General features: G+C 62.9%; 16 protein-coding genes. 10 read left to right on the top strand and 6 right to left on the bottom strand.

Annotated features, from left to right (window positions below):
• The first annotated feature begins 88 nt into the window (after positions 1–88).
• The gene (locus NKJ15_RS23850) at positions 89–2,623 is read left to right on the top strand and encodes a mechanosensitive ion channel family protein (protein WP_352817898.1); all 2,535 of its coding nucleotides are present in this window, start codon (positions 89–91) and stop codon (positions 2,621–2,623) included.
• 199 nt (positions 2,624–2,822) lie between these two features.
• Here NKJ15_RS23850 and msrA read toward each other — a convergent pair whose 3' ends face one another.
• The 4 genes from msrA to NKJ15_RS23870 form a co-directional block, all read right to left on the bottom strand.
• On the bottom strand, positions 2,823–3,551 hold the full coding sequence (msrA, locus tag NKJ15_RS23855) for a peptide-methionine (S)-S-oxide reductase MsrA (protein ID WP_352817901.1): 729 nt from the start codon (positions 3,549–3,551) through the stop codon (positions 2,823–2,825).
• 77 nt (positions 3,552–3,628) lie between these two features.
• A complete protein-coding gene (locus tag NKJ15_RS23860; protein ID WP_352472837.1) occupies positions 3,629–3,943 on the bottom strand; it encodes a hypothetical protein in 315 nt (104 codons plus the stop codon).
• 78 nt (positions 3,944–4,021) lie between these two features.
• Complete coding sequence (locus tag NKJ15_RS23865) at positions 4,022–4,738, bottom strand: DUF1223 domain-containing protein (protein WP_502906940.1); 717 nt, start codon at positions 4,736–4,738, stop codon at positions 4,022–4,024.
• A gap of 185 nt (positions 4,739–4,923) precedes the next feature.
• Positions 4,924–5,955, bottom strand: a complete 1,032-nt coding sequence (locus NKJ15_RS23870) for a pilus assembly protein TadG-related protein (RefSeq protein WP_352817957.1) — start codon at positions 5,953–5,955, stop codon at positions 4,924–4,926.
• Between NKJ15_RS23870 and NKJ15_RS23875 the strand changes: the two genes are divergently transcribed.
• The 9 genes from NKJ15_RS23875 (at position 5,906) to NKJ15_RS23915 (ending at position 18,121) form a co-directional block, all read left to right on the top strand.
• Entirely contained in the window at positions 5,906–6,034 is a 129-nt protein-coding gene (locus NKJ15_RS23875) for a hypothetical protein (RefSeq protein ID WP_352817959.1), read from the top strand. The two genes, NKJ15_RS23870 and NKJ15_RS23875, sit on opposite strands and share 50 nt — an antisense overlap.
• 134 nt (positions 6,035–6,168) lie before the next feature.
• The gene (gene lepA / locus NKJ15_RS23880) at positions 6,169–7,974 is read left to right on the top strand and encodes a translation elongation factor 4 (RefSeq protein WP_352817904.1); all 1,806 of its coding nucleotides are present in this window, start codon (positions 6,169–6,171) and stop codon (positions 7,972–7,974) included.
• Between the two features lie 160 nt (positions 7,975–8,134).
• Positions 8,135–8,962: a hypothetical protein gene (locus tag NKJ15_RS23885; RefSeq protein WP_352817906.1), complete on the top strand. Its 828-nt coding sequence runs from the start codon at positions 8,135–8,137 to the stop codon at positions 8,960–8,962.
• A gap of 7 nt (positions 8,963–8,969) precedes the next feature.
• Positions 8,970–10,508, top strand: coding sequence for a tetratricopeptide repeat protein (locus NKJ15_RS23890; protein WP_352817909.1), 1,539 nt, complete (start codon positions 8,970–8,972; stop codon positions 10,506–10,508).
• 577 nt (positions 10,509–11,085) lie between these two features.
• Positions 11,086–11,598 carry a hypothetical protein gene (locus NKJ15_RS23895; protein ID WP_352817912.1) on the top strand — a complete coding sequence of 171 codons (513 nt, stop codon included), beginning with the start codon at positions 11,086–11,088 and terminating at the stop codon, positions 11,596–11,598.
• Positions 11,599–11,875: 277 nt separating this feature from the next.
• A complete protein-coding gene (locus tag NKJ15_RS23900) occupies positions 11,876–12,250 on the top strand; it encodes a hypothetical protein (protein WP_352745623.1) in 375 nt (124 codons plus the stop codon).
• Between the two features lie 664 nt (positions 12,251–12,914).
• Complete coding sequence (locus NKJ15_RS23905) at positions 12,915–13,538, top strand: CDGSH iron-sulfur domain-containing protein (protein ID WP_352771433.1); 624 nt, start codon at positions 12,915–12,917, stop codon at positions 13,536–13,538.
• 246 nt (positions 13,539–13,784) lie between these two features.
• Entirely contained in the window at positions 13,785–15,812 is a 2,028-nt protein-coding gene (locus NKJ15_RS23910; RefSeq protein ID WP_352817915.1) for a hydantoinase/oxoprolinase N-terminal domain-containing protein, read from the top strand.
• A 137-nt stretch (positions 15,813–15,949) separates the two neighbouring features.
• Positions 15,950–18,121, top strand: coding sequence for a malate synthase G (locus NKJ15_RS23915; RefSeq protein WP_352817917.1), 2,172 nt, complete (start codon positions 15,950–15,952; stop codon positions 18,119–18,121).
• 252 nt (positions 18,122–18,373) lie between these two features.
• On the opposite strand, the gene NKJ15_RS23920 is transcribed toward NKJ15_RS23915, so the two are convergent.
• The gene (locus NKJ15_RS23920) at positions 18,374–19,903 is read right to left on the bottom strand and encodes a YifB family Mg chelatase-like AAA ATPase (protein WP_352817919.1); all 1,530 of its coding nucleotides are present in this window, start codon (positions 19,901–19,903) and stop codon (positions 18,374–18,376) included.
• Positions 19,904–20,066: 163 nt separating this feature from the next.
• Positions 20,067–21,008 (bottom strand): glutathione synthase, encoded by a 942-nt coding sequence (gene gshB / locus NKJ15_RS23925; RefSeq protein WP_352817922.1) that lies wholly within the window; start codon positions 21,006–21,008, stop codon positions 20,067–20,069.
• Positions 21,009–21,057 lie beyond the last annotated feature (49 nt).

Genomic DNA, 21,057 nt, shown 5'->3' on the forward strand with positions numbered 1-21,057 from the left:
GCAGCCTGAAACAGAATATTCATCTTCAAGCGGAATAACCTTCTCTGGCCGGACCAGCAGAATCGCCGGCAAGAAGAAGGGCAACAGAATGAACCCCTTTTCTGCGGCAGGACAGGATCGGCTGCTGCTTTTGCTGATCCGGACGGTCGCGCTGATCGGCGCACTCGCGCTTGCCGGCCTGCTGCCGGCCATGCCGCAGGCGCATGCCCAGGACGCGGCCAACTGGACGGGCGTGTGGGACACGAAGTGGCGCGGCGGCGGCGCCCAGATCAAGTTCGAGCAGACGGGCACTGACGTAAACGGCGTGTACCCGCTTTATAACGGCCGTATCGAGGCTAAGGCCGAAGGCGACAAGCTTGTCGGCCACTGGTTCGAAGGCGACCGCCAAGGCGCCTTCACCTTCGTCCAATCGCCTGACGGCGGCAGCTTCATGGGCCGCTTCGATGCCGCCACCGCCGAATGGTGGACAGGTGTGCGCGTCAGCGCCGTCGAGGACGTCCGTGTCGACCAGTCGAGCCCGATGAGCACCATGCGCTCGTTCCTGCAGACGATGAACGAGAGCGGCGCCGACAATGTGCCGCGCGCCGCCGGCGGCGGCATGGGTCTTGCCGGTCTGGCAGCGGGTCTCGTCGACGTCACCGAGGCCGACCGCGGCGGCCTCAACATGCCCGATTACACCAAGCTTCTGTTCACCGTCATCGACAACGCGACGTTCCGCCTGTGGAGCCTGCCGCATGATGCGATTTCCGGAGACGAGGTGACGGCGACGCTGCCGCAATACGGCACCAGGGTCTCCTTCGCCGTCACTTTTCGCCGCAAGAATGGCGACTGGTTCATCGTCGGGCCGCCACTTGGCCAGCTCCAGGCAAAGCTGGCCGAATTCCAGGAAGCGCGTGGCGAAGCCGTCGACATGGTCGACGATCCGAGCAGGCTCGCCTCGCCGCGCGACACGTTCAAGGTACTGTTGAGCGGCCTCACCGAAGCCGGCGACCCGGCCCAGGCGGCGCTCGACCTGCGCAACTACAGTCAGGCGGTGCGTGGCGACGAGGCGTTCCTGCTCGAGCGCTATCTCAAAAAGGTCATCGACCGCATCGGCTACGTCTATTGGCAGGAGATCCCCGACGATCCGAAGAGCAACACCCCCTTCGTCTATTTCGAGCATCCCGCCGGCAACATCGTCATCGGCCCGGTCGAGACTGAGAAGGGCAAGATCTGGCAGTTCACGCCCGAGACGCTCGCCCACATCCGCGCGCTCTACGCCGATGTCGAAGACGTGCCGGTGGCGCCGGAATTCGCCGCCTTCGCCAGCACCGACCCGTTCTTCATCGCCCGTGGCCTCGCCCGCGAGATCAGCCCCGGCCTGCTCACCCGCGCCGGCCCGATGGAGCGCTGGCAATGGTCGATGCTCGGCCTTGCCGCACTGGCCGGCATCGTCTTCGGTTTCATCGCCAATGCGCTGATTTCCTTGTTTGTGCGAAGGACGGACAGCCCTGCCTTCTTCCGCATCGTCGAATGGGCGGTGCGCTCGATCGTGCTTGGCTTCTTCCTGCTGTTGACGCTGCGCCCGCTCGGTCTGCCGCAAGTGGTCGCCGCCCCGGTCAAGGCAATCGCCTGGAGCCTGGTCGTGATTGGCGCCGTGCCGGTGGTCTGGCACCTGATCGGCAAGGTCGCCGACCATTACCGTGGACTGTGGCAGGTGCCCGGCTATCACGACACGCTGATTTCGCTGTCCACCGGCGTGGCGCGCGTCGCCGTGCTGGTCGTCGCCTTCCTGCTGCTGGCCGAAGTGCTCGCCATCCCCTACGAAGGCGTCATTGCCGGTCTCGGCATCGGCGGTTTGGCGGTGGCGCTGGCCGCGCAGCCGACGCTGCAGAACTTCCTCTCCGGCCTGACGCTCTATGCCGATCGGCCGGTCAGCGTCGGCGACTTCTGCAAGTTTGGCGACCAGTCCGGGACGATCGAGCATATCGGCATGCGCTCCACCCGCATCCGGTCGCTCGACCGCACGATCATCTCGGTGCCGAACTCGGATTTCGCCGGCATGCAGATCGAGAACTACGCGCATCGCGACCGCACCCGGTTCGCAACGACGCTGCAGCTGCGCTACGAAACGACGCCCGATCAGCTACGTTACGTCCTGGCCGAGCTGCGCAAGCTGCTGATTGCCCATCCGCGCGTCATCGATGAGCCGTGCCGCGTGCGCTTTGCCGGCTTCGGCGCCTATTCGCTCGATATCGACGTGTTCACTTACGTCAAAACCGCCGACGTGGCCGATTTTCAAGCCATCCGCGAGGACATCCTGTTGTCCATGATCAACATCATGGATGATGCCGGCGCGCAGTTCGCCTTCCCTTCGTCACTGGAATACAGAGCCACCGACCTTCCGGTCGACGACGAAAAACGCATCGCCGCGGAGAAAAGGGTCAGCGCTTGGCGCGAGGCGCAAAACCTGCCTTTCCCCGACTTCAGCCAGATCGACAAATTCGCCCTCAACAACACACTTGCCTACCCGCCTGAGGGCTCGGCGCATTATCGCGAGACAGAACCCGACCCGGACTCGGCCGAGGCAAAGGCGACGCTGGAGAAGGTGCGCTGGAGCCTGCCCTGGAAAAAGGGGGAGTAGTGCGAAGCGCGGAAACTGCTGATCTCCCCCCTTGAGGGGGAGATGTCGCTGAAAGCGACAGAGGGGGTCGCCGCGCGTGGAGTGCCAACTTCGTCTTCCTCGATATGCCGGACCGCGTCGCGCCAACCGAACCGACCCCCTCTGGCCTGCCGGCCATCTCCCCCTCAAGAGGGGAGATCAGCAGGCCCCCCGCAAAAGCTCAGCTCTTGTTGGCGGCCAGCACCAGCACCGGCTTTTCGCGGTAGAGGTTGGGGAACAGCCGCTTCAGATTCTCGACCTTGGGCAGATCATTGTAGACGATATAGGGATAGGTCGGGTTGAGCGTCAGAAAGTCCTGGTGATAGTCCTCGGCCGGATAGAAGGTCTTGCCGGTCTCCAGCGTCGTCACGATCGGCTTGGGAAACACCTTGGCCTTGTCGAGCTGGGCGATGTAGCTTTCGGCGATCTTTTTCTGTGCGTCGTTTTCGGCAAAGATCGTCGAACGGTACTGGGTGCCGCTGTCCGGGCCCTGGTAGTTCAGTTGCGTCGGGTTGTGCGCGACCGAGAAATATACCTGCAGCAGCTGGCCGTAGGTCACCTTGGACGGCTCGTAGGTGATCTCGACGGATTCGGCATGGCCCGTCCGGCTGGTGCCGACCATTTCATAAACGGCCGTGTCCTGGTCGCCGCCGGCATAGCCGGAAACGGCGCTGGTGACGCCCTTGATGTGCTGGAACACGCCTTGCACACCCCAGAAGCAGCCGCCGGCGAAGACCGCCTTTTCGGTGCCGGCGGTGGCCTTCTCGTCCATTGCCGGCGGCGGGATCACCACCGCGTCTTCGGCCGAGACTGCCGGCGTCTGCCAGAATACGGCCGCGGCGGCCGTGAGGATGAGCGCGGCAAGTGCTGCTTTTGCGAAAATCGACGATCGTTTCACGGCTCCGGTCATGTCTGATCTCCCATGATGCTGGTTTGGATTATACGACGGATAGGTCCGCCGGGCTCTCACATTGCTGTGCGCATCGCCTATTTGGTCGGAGCCATGGCATCGCAGGCCTTGGTCGCTTCGGCTTTCTTCATGGCGTCCGTCTCGGCGGCGGCCTTGTTCATGCAGTCGGCCTTCATCGGATCGCCCGCCCTCATCGCGGTCGTGGCCATCGCGTCAGCGGCCATGGCGCCGGCCGGCTTCATGGCATCCGTTGCCGGCTTCATGGCGTTTGTCGCCATGGCCGGCTTCATCGCATCTTCGGCCCGCGCCGCGCCTCCTGCGAACAGCGCCGTCGAGCAAAGTGCGAAGGCGAGTGCCGCCAGGGTCGGGCGATTGGTCAAACGATTGGTCATGATGATCTCCTAGGGTTCTGGCAGGGTTGATCGCATGCGGCGGCGCCGCTGCGCGTTGTGAAAATTTCGGCAGGGTTTCTAGTTCGTAGCGGCAGCAAGGATCGGCCCGCCGCCCGGCACCTGCACCAGCACCGCTGTGCTGAGGCCGCCCGTCGCCGCCGGCAGCGGCAGTGCGGTGGCGTCGCCGGTCCAACTGCCCAGCCTGGTCAGCGAATGCACGACATTGGCGTGCGGCAGCGTGCGGCCGGTGTTTTCGCCGCGCGCCACCGGCACGTCGACGATGCCCTTGCCGTAACGCACCAGCCAGACGTCGGTCTTGCCGCCGGGCACCGGACCGGCGCCGATGCTGACCTTCCCGCCGGCGAGCGACAGCGAAGGTCCGTCAGCGTGGCCGCCACTCGAAATCAGCTGCTCGATCTCGCCCGGCCTGGCGCCGACGGCATCGGCCCTGCCGTTGACCACCACTTGCGGCGTGAACGGGCCGGAACGGCCGAGCGACGGTTCATAGCGGACCTGGCGCTGCGTGAATTCTTCTTTGCCGAATGTGTCCTTCCAGCCGAGATAGTCCCAGTAGGTGACGTTGAAGGACAGCGCCAGCACGCCGGGCCGGTCCCTGACCTTGATCAGATTGGCGTTGGCCGGCGGACAGGACGAGCAGCCCTGGCTGGTGAACAGCTCTACGACCGTCAGCGTCTGTCCGGCGGCCGCGCTGGTTGCCGACAGCACAGTCGCGGAAAACAGTGCCGCGGCGAGCCCCATCAGGGCTGTGCGTCGTTTCGCTGTCGATCCGGGCATCGCATTTCTCCTGCGCAGACATCGTTTCATGTCCGCACTTCGCCGCCGACGCACGCTTCGTTACAGCATCACCGCTTCGTGATTGAGGAGAAGTCCGAGTTCCTAGAGCATTAGCGAGGGCCGAGGCGATGTCCGATCTCCCCCCTTGAGGACCCACAAGGGGGAGGTAGGCACTCAAGTCGCCCCTATTGTGTGAGCACGGTTTCCGAAGGCCGCTTGTTGAACGCGCACTTGCCGGTCACAAAATAGGAAAAATCGGCATCATCTATGGTGTTGTTGGTAAGTGATCCGCCATCTTCCCATGCTTGACTGCTGGTGATGCCGCACGGCACGGCCTCAAAGATGTCGACAGTCGTATTGGCCAGCGTCTTGACCTTGTCGATGAACAATCGGTCGGACGTGGCCGGATCGTCCGATCGCAGGGTTTCTTTCGTGCCCGAGGCCAGATAGCCGCCGCCAAGACCAGGATTGGGATTCGGAATCTTCATCTCCAGAGACAGGTTATCCATGTCCTTCACGTCGATCACCGCACCGGCGCCGGTCGCGGGATACATCGTGTTGACGCAGGTGGTTGCGTATTTCCTGGTACCGCTGATCTGAGTGATTGTGCCGGTGGGCAAGCCATAGAAGCTGGTCACCGTGACGGTCGTGCATACTTGTTTCTGGACCAGCGTCTCCGTCGTTCCGTTGATCGTGTAAACAGAGGACGTCCCGTAGCCTTTGGGATCGCCAAACCTGTTGTACGCGTAGGAGATCCTCATCAGCTTGTTGGCCACCGTGTCCCCGAATTTGGTGCCGTAGAGCGTCACCGTCTTGTCCCACCAGCCAGAGATCTTGTCGACCTTGAACGTGGCCTCCACCAACGCCGGCCGCTTCGTCACTGCCGACGCAACGCCGACCTGCACCGTGTTGATCCTGGCGATCTGCATGAAATTCGTCGGCATGGCAAAGCCGGCCGAAGCCTTGATGCTGGCGGCGCCGTCGGTGGCGACGACGAAGCTGTCGAGCTTGGCCGTGCCTTGCCCGCCATTGGCCAGATATGAGTCCTGCAGGCTTACCTGGCGGTCCGCCAACGTCGTGGTCGTCGCAAGCGTCGTGATCGACAGCGACGCTGCATCGAGGGCGTTCTGCATCGATGCCCTGGTTGAAACCGCGGAGGTATAGTCGATGGAAAAACCCAATGCGGCAACCATCGGGATAAGCAAGATGGCGAGCAATGGCGCGAACGAGCCGCTCACCGATCTGAGAAATTTGCGTGCTGACGGCGGCATTCCGATCCCCCCGAAACGGCGATAGACCGGTGGGCTACCACGCCGGGCGCAAACTATGCTCTAATCTCATGGATCAAAGTTTAACGACTTTGCCGCCCCGCCGCCGCACCCGCGTCCCGCCGCTTGCCGATGTACCGTGCCCCTGCTAAAGCGCGCCGCATGACCACGCCGATCAAGAACATCCGCAACTTCTCCATCGTTGCCCATATCGACCATGGCAAATCCACGCTTGCCGACCGGCTGATCCAGTCGACCGGCGGGCTGGAGCTGCGCGACATGAAGGAGCAGGTGCTGGACTCGATGGACATCGAGCGCGAGCGCGGCATCACCATCAAGGCGCAGACGGTGCGGCTGAAATACCGCGCCAACAATGGACAGGACTATGTCCTCAACCTGATCGACACGCCCGGCCATGTCGACTTCGCCTATGAAGTGTCGCGCTCGCTCGCCGCCTGCGAAGGTTCGCTGCTGGTCGTCGACGCCTCGCAAGGCGTCGAGGCGCAGACGCTGGCCAATGTCTACCAGGCGATCGACAACAACCACGAAATCGTCGTGGTGCTGAACAAGGTCGACCTGCCCGCCGCCGAGCCCGAGCGCATCCGCGAACAGGTCGAGGAGGTGATCGGCATCGACGCCTCCAACGCCGTACTGATCTCGGCCAAGACCGGGCTCGGCATTCCCGACGTGCTGGAAGCGATCGTCAACGATCTGCCGCCGCCGCGCGAGGGCGACATCGCGGCCCCGCTGAAGGCGATGCTGGTCGACTCCTGGTACGATGCCTATCTCGGCGTCATCGTGCTGGTCCGCATCATCGACGGCGTACTGAAGAAGGGCCAGACCATCCGCATGATGGGCACCGGCGCCAGGTACCTGGTCGAGCGCACCGGCGTCTTTACGCCCGCCCGCATCAATGTCGACGAACTCGGCCCCGGCGAGTTCGGTTTCTTCACCGGCTCGATCAAGGAGGTTGCCGACACCCGCGTCGGCGACACCATCACCGAGGACAAGCGGCCGACTGCAAGTGCCCTGCCCGGCTTCAAGCCGGCGCAGCCGGTGGTGTTCTGCGGCCTGTTCCCGGTCGACGCCGCCGATTTCGAGGATCTGCGCGCCGCCGTCGGCAAGCTGCGCCTCAACGACGCCTCCTTCTCCTTTGAAATGGAAACCAGCGCCGCACTCGGCTTCGGCTATCGCTGCGGCTTCCTTGGCCTGCTGCATCTCGAAATCATCCAGGAGCGGCTGGAGCGCGAGTTCAATCTCGACCTCATCGCCACCGCGCCCAGCGTCGTCTACCGCCTGCTGTTGAACGACGGCACGGTCAAGGAACTGCACAACCCGGCCGACATGCCCGACGTGGTCAAGATCTCGGCCATCGAGGAGCCGTGGATCCGCGCCACCATCCTCACCCCCGACGACTATCTCGGCGGTATCCTGAAACTCTGCCAGGACCGGCGCGGCATTCAGGCCGACCTCTCCTATGTCGGCAAGCGCGCCATGCTGATCTACGATCTGCCGCTCAACGAGGTGGTCTTCGACTTCTATGACCGGCTGAAGTCGATCTCCAAGGGCTACGCCTCGTTCGACTATCACCTCACCGACTATCGCGAGGGCGACCTCGTCAAGATGTCGATCCTGGTCAATGAGGAGCCGGTCGACGCGCTGTCGATGCTGGTCCACCGCACGGCGGCCGAAAAGCGCGGCCGCCAGATGTGCGAGAAACTGAAGGAGCTGATCCCGCACCATCTGTTCAAGATCCCGATCCAGGCGGCGATCGGCGGCAAGGTCATCGCCCGCGAGACCATCTCGGCGCTGCGCAAGGATGTCACCGCCAAATGCTACGGCGGCGACGTCTCACGCAAACGCAAGCTGCTCGACAAGCAGAAAGAGGGCAAGAAGCGGATGCGGCAGTTCGGCAAGGTAGACATCCCGCAGGAGGCGTTTATCCAGGCGCTGAAGATGGGGGATTGAGGGCTATTAGCTCCACCGAAGCAACTGTGGCGAAACCGTTTGCCTGAAGCCCCAGGTCAAAATCGCCGAGGGTTCGACTAAGTACCTAAGTGAACTCGATATCCGGCTTGCGTTCCGACCCTTAAGACTACACTGTTTGTCGACCATGGGGGGACGGATAATGAGTAGCAACGACAACCGCCGAAAAGCACTCGGGGATGTGGTCACTGTGGATGCTTGGCACAAGCAGTTCAGCGAAGGAAATGGCATAGCTGATTTGCATGTAGATGTAGTATTTTCGACCGCTAGGGTTGGTGGCGAGCGGGAGTCAAAAATTAGCTTCAGGTTAAGTCTTCGTCGTGCCGAATTAGTACTACATGCAAAAGCTACGGAGCCTCTAAAGATCGATAAGAGCTCAGTCTCGCGAGAATTGCGTAGCGTTGAGGTTAAGCAGACACTCCAAAAAGATGAAAAAAAGAGCGCCGCAGTTAAGGCAAGCGCGGCTGCTAGCGCATCTTCAAAATCCGTGGGCGTAAGAGGAAGACTAGAGGTATCGGCGGCGGCCGACGTATCCGTTCACCACAAAATAAACGTCACAGAGAAACTGTCTATAATCGCCGTCAAGCAGTCCAAAACGCACGATGGTCATTACCGGTGGGATCTGACCCCAAGTGCAGCAGAGATACTTGAGGGGCGCCCGTGGGACCCAATTAAATCACCAAGGGCCAAGCTGATTGACACGAGATCGGATCGATCTCGGGGTATACCACCGACAGTGTCAATCGAAGTTCGCTGTCTACGCGAGGACATGCTAATAACCGATATACAAATAAAAGACGAAAACATATGGCAGAAAATTAGGGGTAAGTCTGCACACCAAAACAGAATTGCTGCGGCAGAATCCTTCATTAAGGATAAACTTGTCGAAGAAGGTTTGGAATTCAGCGACATTGAAGATCGTTTTGGACTTATCACACTAGTCGATGTGGTGGCGGAGCCAGAAGGGTGACGGCTAAATGAGCGGTCGCGGCCACTGGTTGGACGTCGTGTTTGATCTGCTTACGTCCGAGACGCGCGATCTTCGCAAGCTTGCGAAGATCGCAGGTCGCCCTGTGAAAGAGTTCTATCGCGGCGCCGATCTAAAAGGTGCGGATCTCAGGGGCCAAGATCTGAGAGGACTAGATTTTACGGACGCCGATCTGTCGAATGTACTTATAGACAAGGAAACGAAACTCGATAGCGCGGCGTTGGGAGAAGCCCTCGGCGCGGTGCGCGGAGAAGAGGCAAGGACGGTACGCGGCAGCATATTATTCATTGATGCGCCGCATAATTCTTCTGCAAAAATAGGAGGGGAGGATACCTATACGAACCTCAAGGATCTACTTGCCTTTGCGGAAGAAATTAGAAGGAGAGTTGGTGTTGACCAGGCGTTCGATGTACTCATAAAGCATAGGGAGAGGTTCTTCGGGAAAATCGATTACATTCTTGCGCTCGGACTGTTGCTAGAGAGGCGCTCGGATCCAGATGCCTTAAACCTATACATGCAGGCCGAGAGCGAGTTCGAGCTCCGCGAGGCAGAACTGCTTCGAAGAATTTCGCGACTGATGATAAGACTCTCGATGTTTGCCGAGGCGAGGAAATATATTGACAAGCTGATCGACATGTATCCGGATGATCTTGAGTCGGCCATGATGCTGGGCGACTTGCTTTCAAAGGTGGGAGATGAAGCGGGGGCAATTGACCTGTATCGGTCGTTGATCCACCAGATACCTGAAGGGGGTAAGGCGTGGGTTCGATTGGCCGAGTTGCTGCTGCAACGGAATGAAGTGGAATCGGCTTGGGGCCTTATTCACGAAGCCAGCAGTAACTTTCCGGATAGTGTCGCCATCTTTCGAGTGTTGGTCCGCGCCGCCAGTGCTTTGAATCAACCCGACGAGATCGATTTAGCAATATTGCGCGGGATGAAGTCAGACAATCGGAAGAAGTTCGTTAGGGAGATAATTCGCCTATCTACCAAAACACCGTTTCGTAAGATTATAGCATCCTCGGTTATTCGTGCTGAATTGTGGGACGAGGAGACGGAGCTGGCGCAAATTGGAGTGGCATATTACCTTGCAAACGACCAGATTGAATTAGGGGAGAAGTTGGCAAGATTTTGGTATGAGAACGCAAGCGTCTCAAAAAAGACGATGGCGACTCGGCAGTTGGCGTCGATATTGCTTTCGGCAGGAAATGAGCAAGCAGCGGTTGCCTATCTGCGTGAATTATATCTTCGATCGACAGGTGATCTTGGACCTACAAAGTGGCTAACCGACGCGTTGCTTTCGCTCGGGGAGATCGACGAAGCGATCGGGATTCTAAGTGAGGTACGGGCACGAGACCCGGGAAATCCCGGCCCGACGAAGTGGCTCATCGAGGCGCTTATTTCTGTGGGATCGACAAGTGAAGCACTCAGGCTATGGCGCGAGATAAAGGACTATCGGTTCAGATACGGCAAAAGTACTTTAAGAAGAATGACGGACTTGGAGAACAAAATGGAGTCAGGTGAGCTGTGATTGTTGACCGTAGTTTGTAACCAAGCTGGTGGGCCGGTGGCTTATGCCGGCGATGTCACGTTCGAGATCAGGAACAGCCGTCCCAACGCCATGCGCGTCAAACTCCCAGGACCGCAACCATATCTATCCGGGCGATAATCAAGACTATAATCTCAATGACGGCGAGACCAAGTTCTTCCCGCTGTCCTGCAATGACGGCGAATTGATCTGCTACGGCGCCTGGGTCGATGGCGACGAGGGCACCTATTCGGCCCCGGCAACAAGGAGCAGTGCGACGACTGCTGCTACACCTGCAGCGGCGGCGAGACCGAGGAAATCGACCTGGTTCCGTGAGCCTGCGCGCCTTGCCTTCTCCCCTTGTGGGAGGTCGAGGAGTGGTCCGCGCAGCGGACGGAAGCCAATTGCCTGAGATTTCGAGCTTCGAGCGGTGAAGATCCGGTTCGCCTTCGGGCGGATCAAAAGGTCCACTGGACCTTTTGAAGGGCTAAACGCCCGAAGGGCAGAGAGCCTGCGAAGGGGCGGTCATTGGAGAAAGCCCCATCCGGGAATATCCTTGCGGCTTCGGGGGAGACATCACATGCGCTCCACTCTGGACCTCGTCGCCGCGATCGGCCTCGCCATCGGCGGCGCTCTGGGCGTTGCCGGCACCTTCGTGCAGAGCGCCGAGCTTCGCGAAACGCTCTGGACGATCGACGGCGTGGCGCTCGTGGTGGCGACCGCGCTGTTGACGATGAAATATCAGCGCCAGGGCAATGACTGCGCGGCGGCTGGATTTTTGACCTTTCTCGCCGGTGAAAGCCTGCTGCTCTCCGGCAATGCGGCGGGGCTTGAGGCCAGCGTGCCCTCCTATGTCGGCGGTATCTCGCTTTGGGCGGCGGCGCTGGTCATGGTCAGCGCGCCGAAAACCTTCGCGCTATGGATGCGGCTTACCGCTGTCGTGGCCGCCGTGCTGTTCGTCGTCTCGGCAGGCCTGATCCTGTGGGGTGCGCCTTTGCTGCCGACCTCGGCGCCGCTGCCCGCTGCCGGATATCCCTTCCTGGTGCTCACATTCATCGGCTGGATCTGGACGCTGCTGAAGCCCAGCCGGTGAGGCCAGTCGGACCGCCCCTCTCCGGCCGCTTCGCGGCCACCTCTCCCCCACTTTGTGGGGGCGAGGAACCCAGGTCTTTTGAGGCTTCGGTGATTGGCATTTCCTCGCCCCACGAAGTGGGGAGAGGTGGTTTGCGAAGCAAACCGGAGAGGGGTCTTCCTTGGCAACGCTGCGCTTTCGCGATGTGCAAATGGCGCACCCCCTTCCACCCATCCCGCCGCCATGCCATGTTCTCGCTCGCGGCCGGGCAGGCCGCTTCATTCCGGGGGAAATCATCATGTCGTCCTACGCTTTCGCGCGCCGCGTCGCCGCGTCGCTGTTCATTGTCACGCTGTTTGCGCCCGTCGCGCATGCCGGCGATGTCACCTTCGAGATCAAGAACAGCCATCCGAACGCCATGCGCGTCGAGCTCTACAGCCAGGACCGCGATCATGTCTGGCCGGGCAACAATCAGGATTACTATCTCAACGATGGCGAGACCAAGTCGATCCCGCTGTCCTGCAGTGACGGCGAATCGATCTGCTACGGCGCCTGGGTCGACGGCGACGAGAATACCTATTGGGGCGTCGGCCCCGGCAATACGGAAAAGTGCGACGATTGCTGCTACACCTGCAGTGGCGGCGAGACCGAGGAAATCGATCTGGTTCCGTGACGTGGCAGATCTCCCCCCTTGAGGGGGAGATGTCGCCAAAGGCGACAGAGGGGGTCGCCGCGCATAGAGCGCCAACCTGTTCTGCAGCAGTAGGCCGAGTCCGGTCGTGCCGACCCCCTCTGGCCGCTGCGCGGCCATCTCCCCCTCGAGGGCAGGGCTATTGCAGATGGAAAGCCGAGGCTTTCGCTCTACGATGTACCCCCACCCCTAACCCCTCCCCACAAGGGGGAGGGAGACTTCCGTTGGCGCTGACCTCGGCAAATTGCCTGCCTTTCGGCGCCAAAAGGGGAAGTAAGGGCGCGCGGCAGCATTCCCTCCCCCTTGTGGGGAGGGTTAGGGTGGGGGTCCATCTTCGTAAGAATCCAAATGCGATTGCCCTGCCCTCGAGGGGGGAGAGGGCCGTCCCGCGAGTGCAGGCCGGCACCGGAATTCAAAGCTGAAACAAAAAACCCGCCTCGGCAGGCGGGTCGTTGGAGCCAATTAGCACCATACAGAAATTAGTAGCATAGCTGCCGGCACAAAGCAAGAACAAAATGTGGTGCTGCGAGCAAAAAAATGGGAATCCCTTAGCGCCGCGCCCGAGGTCGGCCCTCACGAGGGGGAGAATGCTGCCTTGACGTCGTCCTGACTGTCGCCATAGCGTAGTCCGACAGGAGACCCACCCATGGCAGTGGTCGAAGGCGAGAAGATCGACATCGGCTTTTCGGGAAAACGTTGCATCCATTCGCGCAACTGCGTGCTTGGCGATCCGCATGTTTTCGTGCCCAACGCGCCCGGCCAGTGGATCCATCCGGATGCGGCCAGCGTCGAGAAGATTGTGGCGCTCGCCGAAGCCTGCCCGTCCGGCGCCATCACCTATGTCCGCAAGGATGGCGGGCCGCAGGAACAGCCGCCGGTGGTCAACATTGTGCGCATAAGGGAAAACGGTCCGCTTGCCGTCCATGCCGAGATTGTGTTGGGCGGCGAAACGTTTTACCGCGCCACGCTGTGCCGCTGCGGCGCCTCGGAAAACAAGCCGTTCTGCGATGGCAGCCACGCCAAGGCTGGCTTCATCGCCACCGGCGAGCCGGCGCTGAAGGACACGCCGGCGCTGGAGGTGCGGAATGGCCCGCTGACCGTCACACCGACGACCAACGGCCCGCTCAAGCTCGAAGGCAATGTCGAAATCGTCACCGGCACCGGCCACACGGTCGACCGCACGCAACGCACCTTCCTCTGCCGCTGCGGCCACTCCGCCAACAAGCCGTTCTGCGATGGCTCGCACAAGCGCGTGGGGTTTGTGGGGTAGGGGCCGCCGCTATCTCCCTCCTTGAGGGGGAGATGTCGCCGAAGGCGACAGAGGGGGTCGGTGCGTCCTGACGCCAACGCCATCGCCGCCAGAGAATGCCGGCGCTCCACGCGAGACGACCCCCTCTGGCCTGCCGGCCATCTCCCCCTCGAGGGGGGAGATTACGCTGCCTTGGCCCAGCGCTCGTGCCTTTATCGGCCCGTTCATATCCGCTAAGGGGCGGAGACGAATTCTCCGGACCCAAATATGACCGCCAAGCCCAAACCCTCACCCCTGTTCCTCGGCATCGACACCGGCGGCACCTATACCGACGCCGTGCTGTGGTCGGAGGCCGGCGGGCCAAGCGGCAAGGTGCTGGCCAAGGCCAAGGCGCTGACCACGCGCCATGATCTGGCGGTCGGCATCTCCGGCGCGGTCGATGCGGTGCTCGAAATGGCCGGCACCAACCCGGCAGCGATCAAACTGGTATCTATGTCGACGACGCTAGCCACCAATGCGCTGGTCGAGGGCCAGGGCGGCCGCGTGGCGCTGGTGATGATCGGCTTTGCCGAGGGCGACCTTGCCCGCGACCGGCTGAAGGCGGCGCTTGGCACCGACCCGGTGGTGTTCTGCCCCGGCGGCCACGATGTCCACGGCAATGCGGCAAAGCTCGATCTTTCCGGGCTGGAGGCAGCTTTGCCGGAACTGGAAAAGTCGGTGTCCGGCTTTGCCGTCTGCGCCTATTTCGCCACCCGCAACCCGGCGCATGAGCTAAGCGCGCGGAACCTGATCCGCGACAGGACCGGCCTGCCGGTCACCGCCAGCCACGAACTGTCGGCCAAGCTCGGCGGCCCGCGCCGGGCGCTGACGACATTGCTCAACGCCAGGCTGATCTCGATGATCGACCGGCTGGTCGCGGCAACCGAAGGCTTTTTGGCCGCGCGCAACATCGCCGCCCCGCTGATGGTGGTGCGCGGCGACGGCGCTCTGGTCTCGGCCGCCTTTGCCCGCCAGCGGCCGATCGAGACCATCCTGTCCGGCCCGGCCGCCAGCCTCGTCGGTGCCCGCCACATGACCGGCCTCGACGATGCCGTGGTCTCCGATATCGGCGGCACCACCACCGATGTCGCCGTGCTCGACAAGGGCCGGCCGCGGCTCGATCCGGAAGGCGCCACCGTCGGCGGTTTCCGCACCATGGTCGAGGCCGTCGCCATGCGCACTTTTGGGCTCGGCGGCGATTCCGAAGTGGCGCTGGAGGACGGCGCGCTCAGCCCGAAGATCCTGCTCGGCCCGCGCCGCCTGGTGCCGCTGGCGCTGGCCGGCTTGATGCATGGCGAGGCCGTCACATCAGAGCTCGAACGCCAGCTGCGCGCGCCCAACCCCGGCCGCATGGATGGTCGGCTGGCGGTGCGCACCGGCGTGCCGGAGCGGCTGGCGGCCGGACTGACCGGCGCCGAAGCCAAGCTTTACGAGCTGATCGGTGCTGTGCCGCAGGCTCTCGACAGATTGCTGACCTCGAACGCCCAGAACGCCACCTTGAACCGGCTGGTATCGCGCGGGCTGGTGCATGTCGCCGGCTTCACGCCGTCGGACGCCGCGCATGTGCTGGGCAGGCAGGCCAATTGGGATGCGGCCGCGGCGCGTCTGGGTGCCGAGCTGTTCGCGCGCAGGCGCGACGGCCGCGGCCAGTTCATCGCCGCGTCGCCGGAGGCGATCTCGGAACGGGTGCTGACCGCGCTGACCCGCCTGTCGGCCGAAGTCATCCTCGAAACCGCCTTTGCCGAGGACGGGCTGGATGGCGCGGCGACCGTCGCCCATGCCCTGGTCCAGCGCGCCGTCGACGCGCATCCCGGCATCGCCCGCTTGAGCGTCGCGCTCGACCGTCCGGTGATCGGCCTCGGCGCCTCGGCGCCGCTGCATTATGCCGGCCTGGCCGAGCTGGTCGGCAATCGATGCGTGGTGCCGCAGGATACCGATGTCGCCAACGCGCTCGGCGCCGTCGTCGGCCAGGTCCGGGTTTCGGCCGAGGCGCGGGTCAGCCAGCCCAAGGAAGGCCTGTTCCGCGTCGCCTCCGGTGAAAGCGTGCGCGATTTCAACGACGAAGCAGCGGCGATCGCCGCAGCGGAGAAAGATGTGCGGGCGATTGCCGCTGGACGGGCGAAGGACGCTGGCACCGACAGCGCCGAGATCGAAATCGCCAGCGAGTTCCGCGTCTCCACAGTAGAGGGCCAGCGCATGTTCATCGAGGCGCATGTCGTGGCGGTGGCGTCGGGACGGCCAAGGATTGCGGTGTGAGCGCGTAATCGCCCCCCTCAAGGGGGGAGATCGGCAGCGAAAACGCCCTACCTTCACCTTAGGCCGAGTTGACCCTACAACCTTGCCATGTCAAAGGCCCGAGGCCGGCAAGCCGACCAAGCCCTGGAGAAGCCCTGATGACCGATCGCGTCGAGATCGCCGGATTGCGGATTGCCCGCGACCTTCATGATTTCGTCGTGAACGAAGCGATGCCGGGCACCGGCATCGAGGGGGAGGCATTCTGGAACGGTTTTTCGGCGATCGTCCATGATCTCTCGCCAAAAAACCGGGCGCTGCTCGAAAAGCGCGATGCCATGCAGGACAAGCTCGACCGCTGGTATCGCGACAATGGCGCGCCCGTCGACATGGAGGCCTACAAGACGTTCCTCCGCGAGATCGGCTATCTCCTGCCCGAGGGGCCGGCGTTCAGCGTGACCACCGAAAATGTCGACCCGGAAATCGCTTCGGTCGCCGGGCCGCAGCTGGTGGTGCCGGTGATGAACGCGCGTTATGCGCTGAATGCCGCCAATGCGCGCTGGGGTTCGCTGTACGATGCGCTCTACGGCACCGACGCTATCCCGGAGACGGCCGGCGCCGAGCGAGGTAACAAATTCAATCCGGCGCGCGGTGCCAAGGTCGTCGCCTGGGTGAAAAGCTTCTTCGACGAGGCGGTGCCGCTCACCACTGGCAAATGGGCCGGCGTCAACGGGCTTTCGGTCGCCAACGGCATGTTGCGGCTCGGCGAGGGTGCCGGCGCCACCACGCTTGCCGACCTCAGACAGTTTGCCGGCTATCGCGGCGATGCCGCCGACCCCGAAGCCGTGCTGCTCACCAAGAACGGCCTGCACATCGAAATCGTCATCGACCGCAACAACCAGATCGGCCGCACCGATCCGGCCGGCATTGCCGATGTCGTGCTGGAATCGGCACTGACCACCATCCAGGACTGCGAGGATTCGATCGCCGCAGTGGATGCGCAGGACAAGGTGCTGGTCTACCGCAACTGGCTCGGCCTGATGAAGGGCGACTTGGCGGAGGAGATCACCAAGGCCGGCAAGAGCTTTGTCCGCAGGCTCAACCCCGACCGCACCTATACAGCGCCCGATGGCGGCACGCTGACTTTGCCCGGCCGCTCGCTGATGCTGGTCAGGAATGTCGGCCACCTTATGACCAATCCGGCGATATCAGACCGCGACGGCAACGAGGTGCCGGAAGGCATCATGGATGCGGCGCTGACGGCGCTGATCGCGCTGCATGACATCGGCGTGAACGGGCGCCGCGCCAATTCTCGCGCCGGCTCGATGTACATCGTAAAACCCAAGATGCACGGGCCCGACGAAGTCGCCTTCGCCGTCGAGATTTTCGACCGCGTCGAAGCGCTGCTCGGCGTGCCCAAAAACACCGTCAAGATGGGTATCATGGACGAGGAGCGGCGCACCACCGTCAACCTCAAGGAGGCGATCCGCGCCGCGAAAGAACGCGTCGTCTTCATCAACACCGGCTTCCTCGACCGCACCGGCGACGAGATCCACACCTCAATGGAGGCCGGCCCGATGATCCGCAAGGGCGACATGAAGCAGGCCGCCTGGATTGCCGCCTACGAAGCCTGGAACGTCGACATCGGGCTGGAATGTGGGTTGGCCGGCCACGCCCAGATAGGCAAGGGCATGTGGGCGATGCCCGACCTTATGGCGGCGATGCTGGCCGAGAAAATCGCGCATCCCAAGGCCGGCGCCAACACCGCCTGGGTGCCGTCGCCGACGGCGGCGACACTGCACGCCACGCACTACCACAAGGTCGATGTCCACGCCGTCCAGGCGGCGCTGAAGAGCCGGCCCAAGGCGAAACTGGACGACATCCTGTCGGTGCCGGTAGCAAGGCGGCCGAACTGGTCGCCTGAAGACGTCCAGAAGGAACTCGACAACAATGCGCAAGGCATTCTGGGCTATGTCGTGCGCTGGATCGACCAGGGCGTCGGCTGTTCGAAAGTGCCTGACATAAACGACGTCGGCCTGATGGAGGACCGCGCCACGCTGCGCATCTCCTCGCAGCACATCGCCAACTGGCTGCATCACGGCGTCTGCACCCCCGAGCAGGTCATGGAGACGATGAAACGCATGGCGGCGATCGTCGACCGCCAGAACCAAGGCGATCTGCTCTACCGGCCGATGGCGCCGGATTTCGACAAGTCCATCGCCTTCCTCGCCGCCTGCGACCTGGTCTTCAAAGGCCGCATCCAGCCCAACGGCTACACCGAGCCAGTGCTGCACGCACGGCGGCTGGAGCTGAAGGCGCGGGATAACGGCTGAACCGAAAGCAACGATGCACGCCGGCCAAGGGTAAGCGCCGGCGTCCCCCTCCCCCTTGAGGGGAGGGTGGGCCGAAGGGCCGGGTGGGGTCGCCAATGCAGTGCGCCAACCCAATTCTGACGGTGCGCCTTAGGAGGAACATCGCAACGCTCCGCACCTCGGCCGGTTTCGAAATGCGACAGGCCGAGCGTCTCACCGGCGACCCCACCCGGCCGCTTCGCGGCCACCCTCCCCTCAACGGGGAGGGGAACGTCACGCCGCCTGCGCCATCCGTTCCGAGCTCATGCGGTAGGAAATCGCTTCGGCCAGATGGATGCGGCCGACCGTCTCGCTGGCCTCGAGATCGGCCAGGGTCCGCGCCACCTTCAAGACGCGGTGATAGGCTCGTGCGGAAAAGCCGAGCTTTTCGCTGGCGTCCCTGAGCAGCGACAGGCCGGCGGCATCGGGCATGGCGATCTCCTCGATGACTGACGGCGAGCAATGGGCGTTGGTGGTGGCGGTCGCGCCGAGCCGCTCGAAGCGCTCGCGCTGGATCGTACGGGCGCGGGCAACACGTAGTGCGACGGCGGCACTTTTCTCGGCCCGGTCCGGCCGGATCAAATCGCTGGCCGAGACCGCCGGCACCTCGATCCTGAGATCGATGCGATCGAGCAGCGGGCCGGAAATGCGCGCCTGGTAGTCGGTGCGACAGCGATCGCCGCGCAGGCAGCGATAGCCCGGCTCGCCGGCCATGCCGCAACGGCACGGGTTCATCGCCGCGACCAGCTGGATACGCGCCGGATAGGTGACGCGATGATTGGCGCGCGCGATCATGCAGTCGCCGGTCTCGAGCGGCTGGCGCAGTGCATCGAGCGCCTGCGGCGAGAATTCGGGGAATTCGTCGAGGAACAGCACGCCGTGATGGGCAAGCGAGGCCTCGCCCGGCCGCACGCGCAGACCGCCGCCGACCATCGCCGCCATCGAGGCCGAATGATGCGGCGCGCGGAACGGCCGCCGGTCGGTGAGTTTTCCTTCGCCGAGTTCTCCGGCCACGGAGGCAATCATCGAAACTTCGAGCAATTCCCTGGGCGCCAGCGGCGGCAGGATCGACGGCAGCCGCTGCGCCAGCATCGATTTTCCCGAGCCCGGCGGCCCGACCATCAAAAGATTGTGGCCGCCGGCCGCCGCCACCTCCAGCGCCCGCTTGGCGGTCTCCTGCCCCTTGATGTCGGCGAGATCGGGCAGGTCGCGCGCCGCGGCATGGATGCCGGCTTCCGGCCGCGACAGAACCTGCGTGCCGCGAAAATGATTGGCGATGGCGATCAGGCTGCGCGGCGCCAATATGTCGAAATCCTTGCCGGCCCAGGCCGCTTCCGGCCCGCAGGCGAACGGGCAGATCAAGCCCTTGCCTTCGGCGTTGGCACCGATTGCCGCCGGCAGCGCGCCAGCCACCGCGGCGATGGTTCCGTCGAGCGACAATTCGCCAAGCACGACATAGCCGGCCAGCATGTCGCCCGGAATGGCGCCGAGCGCCGCCATCAGCCCGAGGGCGATCGGCAGATCGTAGTGGCTGCCTTCCTTGGGCAGGTCGGCCGGCGCCAGATTGACGGTGACCTTCTTCGACGGCATCGACAGGCCGGATGCATGAAGTGCTGCCTGCACCCGCTCGCGGCTTTCGGCCGCAGCCTTGTCGGCAAGGCCGACGATGTGCATGTTGACCTTGCCCGGCGCGATCATCACCTGCACGTCGACCGGCACGGCCTCGATGCCCTGGAAAGCAACCGTGCGAACCCGCGCCACCATGTCTTCACCCCGGATGCAGGCTTTTGCCCCAAGCCTTTGCGATCATGCCGCGAACGGCGTCACCCGAGACAACCACAGATTTCCGGCGAAGGCAAGAACATTTGGGGAACAGCTGAGCGCCACGGCTGCAATGGTTTGCAACGCGGCCGCTCGCGAAGCGAGGCTAGTTGCGCTTCTCCTCCACGGCATCCCAGAACAGGCTGGCGATGTCGGCGCCGCCGAAGCGCTGCACTTCGCGTATGCCGGTCGGTGAGGTCACGTTGATCTCGGTCATGTAGTCGCCGATGACATCGATGCCGACGAGGATGAAGCCGCGCTCTTTCAGCGAGGGGCCGATGCGGGCGCAGATCTCGCGTTCGCGTTCCGTCAATTCGGTCTTTTCGGCGCGGCCGCCGACATGCATGTTGGAGCGCGAATCATGCTCGGCCGGCACGCGGTTGATCGCGCCGACAGGCTCGCCGTCAATCAGGATAATGCGCTTGTCGCCAGCCCGCACCTCCTTGAGGTAGCGCTGCACGATGTAGGGTTCGCGGAACAACTGGCCGAACATTTCGAGCAGCGAGGCGAGGTTGCGGTCGGCCTCGTGCAGGTGGAAGATGCCGGCGCCGCCATTGCCGTAGAGCGGCTTGACGATGATATCGCCGAACTCCTTGCGAAAGGCGGCGACCTCGAGCGGGTCCTTGGTGATCAGCGTGTCCGGCATCAGGTCGGGAAATTCGGTGACGAAGATCTTTTCCGGGCTGTTGCGCACCCAGGCCGGGTCGTTGACCACCAGCGTCTTCGGATGAATGCGCTCGAGGATATGCGTGGTGGTGATGTAGTTCATGTCGAAGGGCGGATCCTGCCGCAAAAGGATGACGTCCATCTCCCCAAGATCGGTGCGCACCTTCTCGCCCAGCGAATAATGGTTGCCCTTCTCGTCGCGGACCTGCATCGCCTCGATACGGGCAAACACCTTGCCTTCGCGCAGCGACAGCCGGTCGGGCGTGTAGTGGAACAGCTGGTGCCCGCGCCGCTGCGCTTCCAGCGACAGCGCAAACGACGTGTCGCCGGCAATCGACACGGTAGAGATGTGGTCCATCTGGACGGCGACTTTCAGGGGCATGGGTGCTCTCCGGCGCAGTTGCAACAAACGTGCGTCCACCCGGACGCAC

Source organism: Mesorhizobium sp. M0207, from assembly GCF_040321995.1.
Lineage (GTDB): Bacteria > Pseudomonadota > Alphaproteobacteria > Rhizobiales > Rhizobiaceae > Mesorhizobium.